A 16,264-nucleotide genomic window follows, 5' to 3' on the forward strand; every position below is an offset into this window, starting at 1 on the left:
TAGGAAATTCAGGTGTGGTGAGTCCAACCACACCTGATGGCGTTAGCTTAGAAAGAGTAGCTAGCGTTTAGGTAACCAGTGTTTGAAGCATCCACACTCAGTTTAATGACACCAACCTCGTGATCATTTCCGAAGAAACGGCTGTGTCGGTAGCCAAGTTCCATACTAAAGTTATCCGTAAAGTTGTAACCCAAGCCCAAGTTTACGCCAGCCGCTAAACCTGTGTTGGTACTGTCTTTTGAAAGACCATTAGCAGAGACTTCATAGGTACTGTTATAAATACCTAGGTTACCACCAGTTAGAAGGTAGAACTTGTCTGTTAGGTTGTGAAGATAATCAGCACCTGCACCAAACTCATGAGTGGTAGTACTAAACTTAGCAAAGGTAGAGCCAAGGATGTCTTGGTATTCTACGCTAGATTCTGCACCAGCTTGAAGGTATCCATAAGCTCGTACGTTGTTGCTGAAATAGTGGCCACCTTTAAGGCTTAAGAAACCCGTATCGTCATTGATAAAGTATGAGTTGGCATGTTGGCCAGATGTGGTGTAAGAGCCAGCGCCTAGTTCAACTGCAATATAGTTTTCATTAGCAAGTGAAGGCATTGAAATTAGTGCAGCTGATGCTGCTACAAGTAGAGTTTTTTTCATCGTTTTACGCTCAAATAATGGTTTGTATTGAGTTGTGATTGCTTGGGCTGATTTGATGAAAAACAGTGGTTATCATCAATTAACCGTAATATGAGAAATGCGTCACGTATGCTCGCTTTTTCGCCGGAGGGAAGTTAACTGAGCGTGTTGAAAGAAGCTAAAAATAAAATTAAAAATAGTTGAAATAAGTTACATTTTTTATCTAATGACTTGATTTTAAATTGTTAGTTTGGTTTGTGATAAAGGAAAACGCCTCAAAAAGTCAGGCGTTTAAAAATATAAATGTATCAACATAAATGGTTATTACTTGTTTCCTAGGTAAGAACGGTACGCGAATACCTGACCTTGTTCGTTAAACGCATAAACCGAATAGGCGTCTTTTTCATTGCCGTACGCCATACCAGGCGAACCCATCGGCATACCAGGAACGGCTAAACCTTTCGCATTTTTAGGTGGGTTGTCTAAAAAGCTTTAATGTCCTGTGCTGGAACGTGCCCCTCAAAGACAAAACCGTTAATTTCAGCAGTGTGGCATGAGGCCAATTGTGGTTTTATCCCCAGCTTTTGTTTTAATGAATTCATATCATCGTGCAATTTTTCTTCAACCGTGAATCCAGCTTCTTGCATGTGTTTAGTCCATTCTGTACAGCATCCACAGTAGGGTGACTTGTGGTTTAGTACCTCTGCCGCTAGGGCGTGACTGGACAGTAAAAGCAGGGACGCAAAGGAAATAACTTGAGTTTTCATACACACCTCTATGAACGAATCGAAGATTTAAAAAGTCTTAATCGGTTGGCATTGCTCACAACGGTGATTGATGAGAGTGCCATTGCTGCGCCAGCGACGACTGGGCTGAGCAAAAATCCGAAGGCTGGATACAGTACGCCAGCTGCGATTGGAATACCTAAAGAGTTATAAATGAACGCACCGAATAAATTCTGTTTCATGTTTTTAATCGTTGCTTTGGAAAGTTCGATGGCTTTAACAACGGCCAGCGGTGATGAGTTGAGTAAGGTCATTTGTGCACTTTCGATTGCGACGTCGCTACCGCTACCCATGGCGATACCAATATCTGCCAGCGCGAGAGCGGGCGCATCGTTGACTCCATCACCAATCATAGCAACGCGCTTTCCGCTTGCCTGAATTTTAGCCACATGGCCTGCTTTTTCATCTGGTAGTACTTGAGATATTACTTGTTCGATCCCGAGTTGCTGGGCTATCGCCTTAGCAACATGCTGGTTGTCGCCGGTTAACATGACCGGAGTAATTTGCATTGAGCGTAGGGCATCCACCGCTTGCTTCGCATCTTGTTTAATTGGGTCGGCGATGGCGATTAAACCTGATACCTGATTTTGCTGAACGACAATCACTGGGGTCCAAGCATTATTTGCGCAGCGCTGCAGTTCTTGTTCAAGTCCTTCAAGCTTGAGCTCTTGTTTTTGAGCATAAGGCAAAGACACCACCGCGATACTTTCATTTTCTAAAACACCAGTCACTCCCATGCCGCGCATGTTATTGAAATCGCGAACTTCACCCAAACTAAGCTGATGTTCTTGAGCCTGCTTGACGATGGCTTTTGCCAGTGGATGCTCTGAGTATTGCTCTATGCTAGCCGCTGCGGTTAGCAGTTGTTGATCGTCCTGATTAAGAGCGAAGATATGCTGAACGTCAGGCTTGCCCTGAGTTAATGTACCTGTCTTATCAAAAACCACCGTATCAATATTGCTTGCAGACTGAAGTACATCTGCATCTTTGATTAAAATCCCCATTTCAGCGGCTTTACCAATACCAACAGTCACCGATAGTGGGGTCGCTAAACCTAGCGCACACGGACAAGCAATGATCAGTACAGTGGTGGTAACGACCAACATGTAGCTCGCTTTCGGCTCAGGGCCAACCATAAACCATACTAGGGCAGAGAACAGAGCAATCGCGACAACGACAGGGACAAAGACAGCCGAAATTTGATCCGCCAGTTTGGCGATGGCGGGTTTGCTGCTTTGCGCTTCCCGCACCATGGTAATAATCCGCGACAGCATGGTATTGCTACCCACTCCCGTTGCTTCAATGACTAAGCTGCCATCCTGATTTAACGTACCTGCAGAAATCGTATCGCCACATTGTTTGTAGACGGGGACAGGTTCGCCAGTCAGCATAGATTCATCTAGGTAAGACTCACCTGAAACGACGCGCCCATCGATAGGAGCCTTTTCACCGGGTTTAATTCGCAGTTGCATACCTTCTGTTATCTGGTCAATGGCAATCACTTGGTCGTCAGATTCGGTAATCAACACGGCTTCATTAGGCTGAAGTTTAATCAAAGCCTGCAAAGAACGAGTGGTTTTGGCTTTCGCTTTTGCCTCAATGTAATGGCCTAAAGAAATCAGACCGACAATCATCGCGCTGGCTTCAAAGTAAACATGGCGTGACGCTGGTGGAAACCAATCTGGGAAAGCCACAACTAACATTGAGAACAGCCAAGCGGCACCCGTACCCAGCGCAACGAGGGTGTTCATGGTTGCACGCTTGTGTGTAAGGGCTTGCCAAGCGTTGGAGAAGAAGCTTTTTCCTGCGGTGGTAAGAAGCCAGAAACAAATAACCCCAACGACGCCCCAAATTAACTGATCCTGACTGGTACGAATCATCATATTGCCACCCAACACACCCCAAAGCATGAGTGGTACGCCGATGGCAATACCTGCCCATGCACTTTTCTTATGATGAGCTTGCACGGCCATTTGTTGGGCCTGTTGCTTCTCTTGTTGTGTTGCTGGGTCGTCAACAATTTCAGCCTGATAGCCAGCTTCTTTTACTGCATTGGCTATAGCGTTAACGGTTTTGCTGTCTTTATAGGTACTGAAAACTAAGGCACTTTGCTCCGCAAGGTTAACTTGAGCTTTGGCTATGCCTTCTACCTGGGTCAGTGCTCGTTCAACAGACGCCACACAACTGGCACAAGTCATCCCTGAAATCAAAAAATGAAGGGTTTCATTACGATTGGAAGGAGGAAGGTGCGATTTTGGCTGAGTGATTTTTTGTGGTTGAGCCGTTGGCTCTTTTATTTCTGCCTCAGGCTCTCCGGCCTGATAACCGAGAGAGGCGACAAGATCTTTTACTTGTTGCTGTGTGAGTAACGTCGAAAGAGAAAGCCTAGTTTTCGATACATCAAATTGGCCAATATCGTTACTTTCTTTTAAAGCGGACTCAAGTTTGGCCACACATTTACCGCAGCTTAGTCCTGATAGGTCGAACTGATACTGATGACCTGCCTGATACCCTAGAGATTGAATTGACTTTTCTAAATCCGCAAAGCGGCTGTCGCTATCCAGAGTAATGTACTGTGGCGTTAAATCATGGATACTGACCCGATGCTGAGAGGTAAGTTCTCGCTCAACTTTCCGAGCGCAACCCATACAGCTTAAACCAGATAGTGGAATGTCGAACTGACGCATAACATAACCCTCAACGATGAACTGTTGCTGAGAATAAACCTTACCTCAAGGGGAAGGTCAAGCACTGTCAATGAAGAAATACCAAAATGTCAAAACTGACGAGATAGCCGAGTTCGCTATGGTTTAGCTTACGATGTATTTCAATAAAGTCATCACCACTGTTTATCTATAATTATATTGCTCTTAACGGGCGTTATCCTTCCTGCTATCGACGACTACTGGTCGCAGATGCGACGTAGAGTCCAGTTTGTGCAACGCGTGTTTCTCTCCATCAAGTGGCAACCACGGTAAAGATTTATTTCACGGTCAGAAAACATCTCAATCAACCGTGAATTCTGTATAAGACGGATTGTAGATTTGTACATCGGTGCTAAAATACGCGCAATTTTGGCACCATTCATAGACTCTAATGATTGGTGTAGTCATCTAGACAAATCAAGGTATTTTACATGACGGTTAAAACTCGTTTTGCTCCTAGCCCAACAGGCTACCTTCACGTTGGTGGTGCGCGTACTGCACTTTACTCTTGGCTTTTTGCTAAAAACCAAGGCGGTGAATTCGTTCTACGTATCGAAGATACGGATTTAGAACGTAACTCTCAGGAAGCCGTCGATGCGATCCTTGAAGGAATGCAGTGGATGGGGCTTGAGTGGAATGAAGGCCCTTACTTCCAGTCAAAGCGTTTTGACCGTTACAACGAAATGGTTGATAAGCTACTAGCAGAAGACAAAGCTTACAAATGTTATGCGTCTAAAGAGCTGCTAGACGAAATCCGCTCTGAGCAAGAAGCTGCAAAAGAGATGCCGCGTTACGATGCGAATCACCCGAAAATCGTTGCAGCAAACGCAGAAGCGAAAGAAGGCGATGCGTTTGTTATCCGTTTCCGTAACCCGAAAGAAGGTAGTGTGGTATTCGATGATCAGATCCGTGGTCGCATTGAAATCGCAAACAGCCAGCTAGATGATCTTATTATTCGTCGTACTGATGGTGCTCCAACTTACAACTTCGTTGTGGTTGTGGATGACTGGGATATGGGGATCACTCATGTTGTTCGCGGTGAAGACCACATCAACAATACGCCTCGTCAAATCAACATTTATGAAGCGTTAGGTGCACCTGTGCCTACATTCGCGCACTGTGCAATGATCCTAGGCGATGATGGCGCGAAACTGTCTAAGCGTCACGGCGCGGTATCAGTGATGCAATATCGTGACGAAGGTTATCTACCCAATGCTCTAAATAACTACCTAGTGCGTCTAGGCTGGTCTCATGGTGATCAAGAAATCTTTTCTCAAGAAGAGATGATCAATCTATTCACTCTAGATGCCATCTCTAAATCAGCGTCGGCGTTTAACACGGAAAAGCTGCTTTGGTTAAACAACCATTACATCAAGGCTTCGACGCCTGAGTACGTAGCTGAACACCTACAGTGGCATCTAGACAACCAAAATCTAAACATTGACAACGGTCCTGCAATCACAGAAGTGATCAAGCTTGTGGGTGAGCGCTGTAACACTCTCGTAGAGCTTGCAGAGCAAATCCGTTACTTCTACGAAGATTTCTCTGAGTTTGAAGCTGGCGCCGCTAAGAAGCACCTACGTGGTGTCGCTAAAGGCCCGCTAGAGTTGGCTTTAGCAAAAGTTGAAGCGCTAGAAGCGTGGACAACAGCGAACATCAAAGATGGCGTCATCGCAGCCGTTTGTGAAGAGCTAGACATCGGTATGGGTAAAATTGGTATGCCACTGCGTGTTGCAGTAACAGGTGGCGGCCAGTCTCCTTCTGTTGATGCTGTCATGGAGCTTGTAGGTAAAGAGCGCGTTATTGCTCGTATCAAGATGGCGATTGCGTTTATTGCAGAGCGTGAAGCTAACGCATAATAAAAAACACAATCAAGCATATAAACCGTAGCTTAAGGCTACGGTTTTTTTATGTCTTCGTATTGTTTAAAAACTTTAAACGTCGATATAACTCCTTAACCAGGTTGCTCAGTCTGTCGCGGATATCATTGAAAACTATGGTGTAAACCACTCACGCATTCATGTAGAAGGTGCAGGTGAAGCGAATCCAGTCGCATCCAATCAAACTCGTGAAGGACGTATCAAGAATCGCCGGGCGGAAGTCACAATGAATGAGTTTGAGTATCAAGTTCAGCCTTAACTGCACGGCTCACAAAAAGAGTTATTCAAAGCCCTGAATCAACAGGGCTTTGTCATATTTATGAGAAAGTAACTCGTTAATCCCCAAAAAGTGAAATCAGTCTACAAACCTATTTGTACATTTTATGTACCAAGGTGTACTGTTAGTGTGGCCATACTGTAACTTATTGATTGTTATAGTGTGGAATGTTAGTTGCGGCATTTACGCGTTGAGAGTAATAAGGACAACATAATGAAAAAATTAGCAGCGGTCATTTCCACTACACTTCTTCTTGCATCCGCATCGGCGAACGCTCAGTTCTACTTAGGTGCCAAAGCTGGGGCATCTTGGCTCAATGACTCTTGTTCTACAGGCCCATGTGATGACAGCTCTTGGGCTTTGGGGTCATTCGCTGGTTATGAGTTTAATGATATGATCAGCCTTGAAATAGGGCTAGATACCTTGGGTGAGACCACTGGGTTTGGGTACACTGACGCGGGTTTGAGCTCTTATTCTTTTGCCCCTCGATTGACCATGCCTATAGCGGAAAGATTGGATGCTTTTGCTAAACTAGGTGGTGCGTATGTTGAGTACGGCGACAAAGATGACAGTTCGTTACTTGGTGCATTGGGTATCACGTACTCCTTTATGCCAACCATTGATTTTCAACTCGAATACCAGCGTTTAACGGACATTAACGTTGATACTCATCGCTTTAAGGGCAATGCACTGACGCTTGGCTTCATAGCAAAATTTGGTGGTAGTGATGAAGCAGTAGAGCAACCAGTGGAAGAAGAATTGATGGTTGAGGAAGTCGTTGTCGTTGAGCCAATTATCCAGACGTTTGAAACCAAAGTTGTGGATTCCAGCAGTTTTGCACTAAACAGTGCAGAGTTGAAACCACAAAGCAAAACAATGCTGGCCGATTTGGTCACCTTTATGACGAAATTCCCTCAGTCTACTGTTGAAGTTGTCGGTTATACTGACTCTAGCGGTGCCGCGTCATATAACCAGAAACTTTCTGAAAAACGCGCTCAAGCTGTGGCTGAAGTGCTACAAGAACAAGGGATTGATTCCTCAAGAATTACGGCGCGTGGTGAAGGAGAAAATAATCCGATTGCTTCTAACGAAACGAGAGAAGGTCGTGAGCAAAACCGACGTGTCGAAATTATGGTGCCAGCCTTTGAGTATCAGGCCCAATAACGACTTTTGAATTGCACTTTGGAACACCTCTGATGAGAGTCAGGGGTGTTTTTTATTTCAGGTCGATGCTGTTGAGGCGACCCATGAACTCGAGGATTTCCAAATTGTCTTTATTGGCCTCTAGCAGTGCTTTTTGGTCTTAGTGTAAGCCGCAAGTCGCCCATGTTTTTTTATTGAACATACCACGCTTTTGTAGATCAATTTTCCTTTTTCGTCGTAGTTGCGCCAAGCGGCGATGTAGCACTCATCTTTGGCGTTTGGATCAGTTTTGGTGGGACGAGGTTTGAAAATGATTTTGGGTTCTACCGAGTGGGGAAGGCGGGTCATTAAGTAAGGGTCTTTGAGTAACTTGCGCCAAAACTTACCCCACATAGCACTGCCCAGTTCATTGCGAAGTTTAATGGCTTTCTTTAACCCCTTCTTATCACCAATTCTCACGTAGCCGACTGAGCGGTGGAGTACCGTATCATCAGGAGTATGAATATGAATTTTAAACGCAGTCTTAGCTTTAGATATAAAGCGATGACCAGTGTTAGTGGTCAAGTTACTTTTCTTCATTAACTTCTTATGAATAGTTTTGTTAATAGCTATTTTAGTTGAATGTCCTCAATTGTTGAAGCCTTGATTTTCAGCCATAGAATCGATTTGAAGAAATGCTATGGTCGGGTCTTGATATCTCAGTGATATGTCTATGATATAGGCTGGTATTCTATTGCTGCATGTCGATATGCTCTTTGCACAGAATATTGTACATTGACATGAGTTGAGAGGTGGAGTTTTTAAGCTATCGTTGTTCTAACGGTCCTTGAATGGTCAGTTTCTACAGTAGGCTGTAGCATCTTGGCGTCATGGATGTTGCAACAGTAAAGTATCAGGTTAATTAGATGTCTATTTTTGGAATACATTTGCTGACAAAGAAGGTCAGACGGAAGGTTTAATCGTGTCAGGTTTGGCGTATGATCTGATGACAAAAACTCAGCCATCCGAGCTTAAAGGTTATGTTGCTAAACAAGACAATATCATTATTGGATGTAACCTGTTTTCAAAATGACTTTCGAATCCAGTGTTAATCCTATCTTTTGTCCTCGTTGTTTGTTAAGAGAATGGTATATAACACGTGTAATTCTTGAAGTACCTATCGCTGCGATGTAGGCGCTTTTAGACTATCATGACCGGCTTGAGATCAAGAGCGACCACTTATGAATTACAGTAAAGAATACCACAGCAATGGCATCGTTCAGTTTGATGCAGCGAAAGAGTTAATTCAGCTCTTACCAACCCAAGTAGGGCGTTTGCTTGATATTGGTTGCGGTTCCGGGAAAGTCTCTCACCTTATACAGGCATACTCGAATCCTCAGGTAATGGTGGCTATAGATGCCTCGAAGGAAATGCTTGAGCAGGCACATAAGTTATACCCTGACAGTCCGGTTCAGTTCGAACACGCAGATGTTCGTCAGCTCACTACGGAACTCAAATTTGATGTCATCACATCGAATTCATCGTTCCAGTGGTATCAGGATTATGATGCTGCGCTTTCTAACATTAAGGATGCGCTCAATGTGAATGGTGTATTCGTTCTTCAAACCCCCTATAAGCAGGAATGGTGTCCTCAGATCATGGTTCTGATGGCGGAGTTTTTCCGTGCCTACTATCCACAACTTGGCCAAAATTTTCGTATGCCCTGTATGCATTTGGAAAGCCCAGAGGAATACAAAGAAATGTTTGAGTCGAGAGGGTTTAGTGTCCTTTCAATCACACCTAGAGAGTTCGAGTATGTTTTCACAGGTGAAGAGTTTAAAAAGTTCTTTATGTCAGGGGCCTACAAAGTGTATACCTCAGCTTCAAGTTACACACTATCGATTCCTTCGTCCTTCGCTGGCGATCTAGAAAGTTATATTGAAGAGGTCTCGCAGAGTCGTGAGAGCTTTGATGTTTGTATCTTCAGGTTGATTGCGAGTTTTGGTAAGGCATAAGAGAGATAAGCAGATAACAAAAAGCTCGGATAGGTTATCTGAGCTTTTTTATATCGAGATGTGTTAGTTATGCATACTTTGAGTCTTCATCTAACTTAGCAAAGTCATGCTGTTTCTTTACTTTTAGGGTATTGTAGGTAAACACGAGAGCGTAGAGAATAGGGAGAAGAGCGACAGCGTAACCGACTTTAAATAAATAATTGTCAGCAATTTTCTGTAGTAAACTTAACGATGTGGCAGAATTAAAGAATAATCCTATCCAAATGACCGTGTACAGGGCCTGACCAATTGTGCTTGAAATAATAGAACGTGCCCAAATAGGTGCTTTATGCAGTTTTATACTGAGTTTTCTAAAAATAAAGTTGTTTGCTTGGTCGGCTGATAGAATACATAGACTATTAATTAGATATAAATAAATAAGTGGTTCAAAGACTTCTTTATAAGGGGATTGAATATCAAAAGTAGAAAAAGTGAGTGCTATTAATCCTGATGCCAATACGCACATGCCAGCACCAAAGTAAGTGGTAGATTTTGCATACTCATATCTCAATGTTGCATTAATAGTATCGAGAACCAAGAAGGTGAGCGGAAAAATTAAAATACCCGCTGGTTGCCAAGTGCCGAATATTTCAACGCTGTGAGGTGACATAGGAACTGCAACTAATAGTGACGCAAGGTAAAGTGCAGTGAGGAATCCGTACCATTTAATATCAAATTTGGTCATGGGGTCCATGGCGTGGATTAAGTCTCGATGTTCCTTTTTGAAGAATACGACAAGTCCTTTGTTAATCAGCCCCCTAGCTGGCGAACTTAAGACGTAGTCGTTATCTTCATTTGTGTAATATATTAAGCCATTCTCAACCTTCAACAAGTTTAAGCTTCTTGTCATTGATATGTTCCTTACTGATTTTAGTGATAACCTTGCCAATTGGGATGTAATCTTTTTCAGGTTCGTGAGGATACCAAGTTAAATTTATAAAATTATCTACTCTAAATAACTCGATAATGTCTTCACCGCTTTGAAATAAATAGTTTCCGGCACCAAGTTTCTTAGTGCTAATTATATTGATGGACTCATCATTATATATAAGCTTGTGGAACTTGGATATTGGCATACCAGTTTCAAAAAAACCAATCTTTTGAAGCTTAGAATTAACTATACCTTCTACATCGTAATCTCGCTCATAGGTACCATTGCGCTCAACACCTGTCATCAGCCATTCGTAGGATACATTAAGTGCTTTCGCTATTTGGGTCATATTCTTATGCGGGTTTTTAATTTTGTTATTGAGAAGTTTACTCATGTAGCCTCTCTCAATACCCACTTTTCTACATAGCTCAGCTGCAGAAACACCTTTAACAAAAAGAATTTCTTTTAGTCGCCCGCCGATAGTGCTGACATCTTTCAATATACTTCTCCGAATTGTGTTTTATGAACTGTTACACAGTATGAGATTATTTTTTGTTGAAAAAAGTTTCACATTTGACAACGTTATGATTCATATATTAAGCTCTTTTTTGTCGAAAATCTCAAGATTTAGTCTTGGATTATTCGGAGTTGTGCTATGTGATGTTATACAAGCAATGACGGGTCATGCTGCCGTTAATGACTTGAAATGCAACGTACAATGAATATCTGGGCAAGTTGGTTTGGTTTCGATGTTCGAATTGGAAATAGCCTGTTAAGTCTTTTAGGTTAGAAACCCAATTATAGACCCTTGTGTAACGCTATGTTGGTGTGCCTCTTTCTTGAGTGGAAAGGGGCTTTTTTATGCTTAAAATGAGGTTATATTGCTGACACTGATAGTGTTACTTTCTCACGTCAAAAAATTATGGGTTAGCTCAGGGGAGGGGGCTTAAATTGAGGAGTTTGCTGGAACGTCGTTATTTTTTGATTCGATGACGTTGAAAATGGGGGAGTCCTTTCCCTCAGAGATTTATGTCCGGATAGAAAGCCGGAATTTCAAATGGATATTGATTACATTAGGCGCTGCTTGAGTAGAGCTCGTTGAAGCTCCGCAACGGTAATTCGCTCTTCAGGGTTAGGTTTAACCATCTGAGCTAAAAGCGTATCTTCTGCATCCATACGGCCATCTTTAGCTTGCACTAACGCGGTAAATTCACGAATTAACGTCATTTTGTACATACGATCCATTTCGTGTTCGCTGGCGTAAGTATCGCGTTCATCGGTAATCGTTTTCCATACTTCGGCGGCAAATTTCTCGTGCTTCTTAAGCATAAGTGTCATACCCGCAGAAAATACATCGGCAGCAAATGGGTCAAGTAAATAAGGATTTTCTTGAGCTAAGTTCTGGCGAGTCAGCGCGAAATGTGGAACATGTTCTATTTCCGGAGCACTAGTTAACCACGTGAACGCCACGTGAGGGTGCTCAACACCGAAATAGGCTTGTTTTGAACCACCTAGGTCTGCCATATAATATTGCCCATTTTTATGCAAAACGTTCTCGGCTTTTATGTCCCCATGGAAGATGCCTTCTTTTCTTAGTTCCGCTAAAGCATCAACGACTTGAGTAAACATTGTTGAGGTATATGGAATCGCCTCATCGAAAACATCTCCTTCCATCAACTCCATTGCGATGATGTAATCTCCCTCTTTGGTTTGGTATGAACCGTAGTATGAAACAAAACGTGGATGACCATTGAATTTTTTGAGCATGCCAAGTTCATTGTTAATGCTGTTGATGTCTACCTTGTAGCTGGAGATCACTTTCAGGGCCATTTGCACTGCGCTACCACTTGGCAACGTAAAGGTAATCGGATAGATAGCACCAAAAGCACCACTCTGTATTTTGTCCCCTACATGCCAATCAACCCCTGCGTAAATACCCTCTAAACTGCCAGCACTCTGCCCAAATATTTGTGCATTTTGTGCATGAAGTTCGCTGAGTAGTCGAGCTCTAAAGTAAAAGTCTTTTTCATCAGCGAGTTTGTACTTAGAGGCCTTTAGCTCAGTACCTTTGATCAGGTCTGGTTCTACATGGGTTAAGCCCATAGATTGATCAACATGTTTAGGGGACACGATAGAGGCATGTCTTTCTAGAGCAGAATGCTCAAGCCCTGTCATTTTTTCAACAATTTCCACTAGGTTGGATGGGACGAGCCCGGTGTTACCTTGAGCGTCAATCGCTTCCCACCAATCTTCGCTGTAGTCCGTGATGTAAAACTGTTCGCCTTCTTCCAAGGAGAAGACCTTGGTATTCGTCAGACGTTCAATTTCTTCAGTGCCCTCGAAAGCAGCAGCGTCAAAATAGCCAATGGCTTTTACTGTGAACGATGCAGCTTCGCGGGCTTGTTTTGCTTTTAGCTGAGCTAAGTCTCTTCGTTTAAAGAGATCTAAGCTTCTTTGTGTATATTCTGTATCAGCAAAGTTTACCCAACCTGCTTCGCCTGTCTCTCGATTTGCAGCCCATAGCCATGGCATATGTTTATCTTGAATGATCTCAAATTCATCACCCACTTGCATCGCTAATATACCTTGCTCAGCATCGGCATCTCTCGCAATCTTTGCTTTTACCGAATATAGGGAGTCTAACAGAGCAGAATGCGGTTGTTCTTCTAGAGGTTCGTTTAATAACTCTATAGACGCAAGGCCATCAACTTTTTGGGTTGAGATGATTGGTGCGAACGGCTTGCTTAGGTCTTCTTCACCAACAAGGACTGGTGCGCCCAACACAGCATATAGATCAACCGGCTCTTGAATGTCCTCAATCACTTCAACTTCTGAAATATATGGTTGATACTCATCCTCCAACGGCATACCTAAACCTTTTAAGCCTTCAAGTACTTTGCTGAGGTCGATATTTAACTCGGTAGAGTCTCCATCGACCAACGAGGATTGCTTTGATTGCTCAATCAACGTATCAAGCGCTTCTTTTTCTTGAGAAGCAATGCCATCAACCTTTTGTGTTGATGTGATGGGTGCGAGCGGCTTGCTTAAGTCTTCTTCACCAACAACGACTGGTGCGCCCAATACAGCATAAAGATCAACTGGCTCTTGTATGTCCTCAATCACTTCAACTTCAGAAATATATTTCTGATGCTCATCCTCCAACGGCATGCCGAGCCCTTTAAGGCTTTCGAGAATATTAGCCGTGTCAATTTCAAGCTGTTTTTCTTCTTGCTTAGCCATCAGGGCATCAAGCGCTTCTTTTTCTTGAGAAGCAATGCCATCAACCTTTTTGGTTGATGTGATGGGTGCGAGCGGTTTGCTTAAGTCCTGTTCACTAAGGTGGACTGGTGCACCCATGGCAGCATAAAAATCAACTGGCTCTTGGATGTCCTCAATCACTTCAACTTCAGAAATGTGTGGCTGATAGTCTTCCTCCAACGGCATGCCGAGGCCTTTAAGGCTTTCGAGAATATTAGCCGTATCAATTTCAAGCTGGTTTTGTTCTTTTTGTGCTTGCTGTTTAGACAGCTCCAATGCTTTCGACAATTCGATAGCTTCCGCCAGCTCGCGCGCTTCGTTATCACGTAGTTGTTGTTCTTTGAGAGCTTGCTGTTTAGACAGCTCCAATGCTTTCGACAATTCGATAGCTTCCGCCAGCTCGCGCGCTTCGTTATCACGCAGTTGTTGTTCTTTGAGAGCTTGCTGTTTAGACAGCTCCAATGCTTTCGACAGTTCGATAGCTTCCGCCAGCTCGCGCGCTTCGTTATCACGCAGTTGCTGCTCTTGTGCGGCTTGTTGTTTTGATATTTCCAATGCTTGAGAAAGTTCCAATGCTTCTCTTAAGTCTCGTTGTTCATTCAGTTGATGATCTGCCGCATTGGCAGCACCAATGCATCCTAATGCGCACAATATCCCTAAAGATATTTTGGACAAAGATAACCTTCCGGTTTTCTTCTGTGAGTGTTGTATTTTTTTCATAAACGATTTCAAGCTCTAGTTGATTAAAATGAGCTCAGATTTATAACAAATCACTTTTCGTCAGGGTTCATAAATTGATTTATATTTTTTTTTATTTTTTGGGCTTTAGAACGTTTTAGCCTAGACGCAACAAGGGCTTGCTAATCTATGGCTGATAATTTTAACACTTAATTTCATGTAGATACGTAGCCTTGCTCTTTTTCATTGATGGGGTGAATGAGTGGGTTGGTATAGTTAGGGCTGGCAATGGGCTTTTAGGTTTATTTAGGTCCGTTCGGTGTTGAGCAAAGCCAAAAGTCTCATTTTTAACGACGGTAATTCTCTGTCATGGATAAATATACGAGGACCAATGAAGGCAAAATAGGGGCATGTCGCGGCCTGTGCATTTCTTACCTTGTCTACGTTTATGTTGCGAATACCTTGTTCACCTCTCTAATTTCAGCAGGGAAGTATCTTTGTGTGAAAGGCTGCCCCTTAACGGTTATGCCATATGATGGGCTTCAATCTAGTAGAAGTAAGGGACTTTAAGTCGGCCATGATTTTGGTTCAAAGGCTATTTTCAGCGACATATTGGCAACACAAATACCAAAAAGGCCTGACAGCAAATTTGCTCTCAGGCCTTTATTTATCTGGCGCTCCCGACAGGATTCGAACCTGTGACCTATCCCTTAGGAGGGGATCGCGCTATCCAGCTGTGCCACGGGAGCTTGGCTTCATGATACTCAATTGAATCAGATTGTTAAACCCTAACTTACTGATTTAAAGCATCTTGTGCATCACATCGCCAATCTGAATACTGCCCGCCAGTTCAGGCTGATCAACGGTCAGCTCTGCTTCGTTTTCATACACACGGGAGACTGTGAGAGTAATGTTCGATTCTGTCACCTTATTACGCGGTAAACCGCGTTGGTCTATAAAGGATCCTGTATGCCAAAGTTTGAGCTTATCCCCTTGCTGAACGCCGTGGATGCGGCCTAAATCCATAGTAAGGACATTGTCCCACTTTGAAATGATTTCTGGGAGCGTAATCTTACACGATACTTCCGATTCCAAATCTAGCATGATGTTACGGCTGACTCGCAGCATCATATCACCGTATGTTGAGGCCCAGAAACGAGCACTTTTAGTATCGACTTGACTGGTTTTTGGAAATGGCCAGCGCGCCACTTCACGATAATTGCGGTTGTACACTTCATTACCAGTTTTGCCATCGAATACGGTCATTTCCAGCGCAAACTGACGGTTGATGATATCGTCTCTTAACACCTTCTGCTCAATGGTGGCAGTTAAGTCGGTGATAACGCCACCGATGATGTATTGAGCACCTGTGTCTTGTGCGATCATTTTAAGACGTTCCGGATAACGCTGGCTTATTTGATAGTCTGTGGTACCAACAGAGACAAAACTTGCGGATTGTTGGTCAAGTTGGCGATTAATCACAGTCGCAAAATCGTCCCCCACACTATAAATTTGGCCCATGACGGCCTGTTGAGGGGATTCCACGTCGATATTGCCGACCAGAAACGTTTTTTTGTATTGACTGACATGGCAACCTGTTGCCGATGGGTAGATATCAATACGTGCTTTGACAAACATGACGCCACTGCGCACTTTTTGCTCATCGACCAAAATATAGCGAACTTCGGTATTGCTGAATTGATACTCCTTACGGTCACTTTCGAGCAGCGGTCTTAAGTTTGAAATACTGCCGATGTCAGCGCCAGAAAAGCTGATGGCTTTATAGATGGCGTCTTCCAAGGCATGAATACGAGCGACCTCTTCAGAGGAAACCACAGTAGCGGTACCCGTCACTTCATACCATCCAGCAGACGCTATAGTCGCGTAAAGCGAAGCGTAAATGGTTGAAATTAGGACAAGAAGTGATTTTTTCATACTCAGATTCCAAATTGGTTCATTTTTTGCATGTTCTATCTTAGCTGATTTAGGCATTGCCGTTCTGAATGGT

General features: G+C 43.3%; 10 protein-coding genes, 1 tRNA gene and 2 pseudogenes. 4 read left to right on the forward strand and 9 right to left on the reverse strand.

What is annotated here, in order from left to right; translation table 11 throughout:
• Positions 1-47: 47 nt before the first annotated feature.
• From KW548_05885 to KW548_05895, 3 genes and pseudogenes are all read right to left on the reverse strand, one after another.
• Positions 48-647: a porin family protein gene (locus tag KW548_05885; GenBank protein ID QXX07532.1), complete on the reverse strand. Its 600-nt coding sequence runs from the start codon at positions 645-647 to the stop codon at positions 48-50.
• Between the two features lie 303 nt (positions 648-950).
• Positions 951-1,393: pseudogene (locus tag KW548_05890) on the reverse strand (DUF411 domain-containing protein).
• A gap of 8 nt (positions 1,394-1,401) precedes the next feature.
• Complete coding sequence (locus KW548_05895; protein QXX07533.1) at positions 1,402-4,098, reverse strand: heavy metal translocating P-type ATPase; 2,697 nt, start codon at positions 4,096-4,098, stop codon at positions 1,402-1,404.
• 449 nt (positions 4,099-4,547) lie between these two features.
• On the opposite strand from KW548_05895, the gene gltX reads away from it, so the two are divergent.
• From gltX to KW548_05910, 3 genes are all read left to right on the forward strand, one after another.
• Positions 4,548-5,975, forward strand: coding sequence for a glutamate--tRNA ligase (gene gltX, locus KW548_05900; protein QXX07534.1), 1,428 nt, complete (start codon positions 4,548-4,550; stop codon positions 5,973-5,975).
• 124 nt (positions 5,976-6,099) lie between these two features.
• On the forward strand, positions 6,100-6,255 hold the full coding sequence (locus tag KW548_05905; protein ID QXX07990.1) for a hypothetical protein: 156 nt from the start codon (positions 6,100-6,102) through the stop codon (positions 6,253-6,255).
• 231 nt (positions 6,256-6,486) lie between these two features.
• Positions 6,487-7,437 (forward strand): OmpA family protein, encoded by a 951-nt coding sequence (locus KW548_05910; GenBank protein QXX07535.1) that lies wholly within the window; start codon positions 6,487-6,489, stop codon positions 7,435-7,437.
• A 52-nt stretch (positions 7,438-7,489) separates the two neighbouring features.
• On the opposite strand, the pseudogene KW548_05915 reads toward KW548_05910, so the two are convergent.
• Positions 7,490-7,995, reverse strand: a pseudogene (locus tag KW548_05915) (Fe3+-citrate ABC transporter substrate-binding protein).
• A 641-nt stretch (positions 7,996-8,636) separates the two neighbouring features.
• Between KW548_05915 and KW548_05920 the strand changes: the two are divergent.
• Positions 8,637-9,410 (forward strand): methyltransferase domain-containing protein, encoded by a 774-nt coding sequence (locus KW548_05920; protein QXX07536.1) that lies wholly within the window; start codon positions 8,637-8,639, stop codon positions 9,408-9,410.
• Between the two features lie 67 nt (positions 9,411-9,477).
• Here KW548_05920 and KW548_05925 read toward each other — a convergent pair whose 3' ends face one another.
• From KW548_05925 to KW548_05945, 5 genes are all read right to left on the reverse strand, one after another.
• On the reverse strand, positions 9,478-10,299 hold the full coding sequence (locus KW548_05925; protein ID QXX07537.1) for a VUT family protein: 822 nt from the start codon (positions 10,297-10,299) through the stop codon (positions 9,478-9,480).
• Positions 10,268-10,819: a helix-turn-helix domain-containing protein gene (locus KW548_05930; GenBank protein ID QXX07538.1), complete on the reverse strand. Its 552-nt coding sequence runs from the start codon at positions 10,817-10,819 to the stop codon at positions 10,268-10,270. Before KW548_05930 ends, KW548_05925 begins: the two co-directional genes overlap by 32 nt.
• Before the next feature lie 569 nt (positions 10,820-11,388).
• A complete protein-coding gene (locus KW548_05935; protein QXX07539.1) occupies positions 11,389-14,298 on the reverse strand; it encodes a protein kinase in 2,910 nt (969 codons plus the stop codon).
• Between the two features lie 630 nt (positions 14,299-14,928).
• Positions 14,929-15,005: transfer RNA gene (locus KW548_05940), tRNA-Arg, on the reverse strand.
• Positions 15,006-15,057: 52 nt separating this feature from the next.
• The gene (locus tag KW548_05945; protein ID QXX07540.1) at positions 15,058-16,191 is read right to left on the reverse strand and encodes a flagella assembly protein FlgT; all 1,134 of its coding nucleotides are present in this window, start codon (positions 16,189-16,191) and stop codon (positions 15,058-15,060) included.
• Between the last annotated feature and the right edge of the window lie 73 nt (positions 16,192-16,264).

The sequence above is a fragment of the Vibrio neptunius genome, from assembly GCA_019339365.1.
GTDB classification, from domain to species: domain Bacteria; phylum Pseudomonadota; class Gammaproteobacteria; order Enterobacterales; family Vibrionaceae; genus Vibrio; species Vibrio neptunius.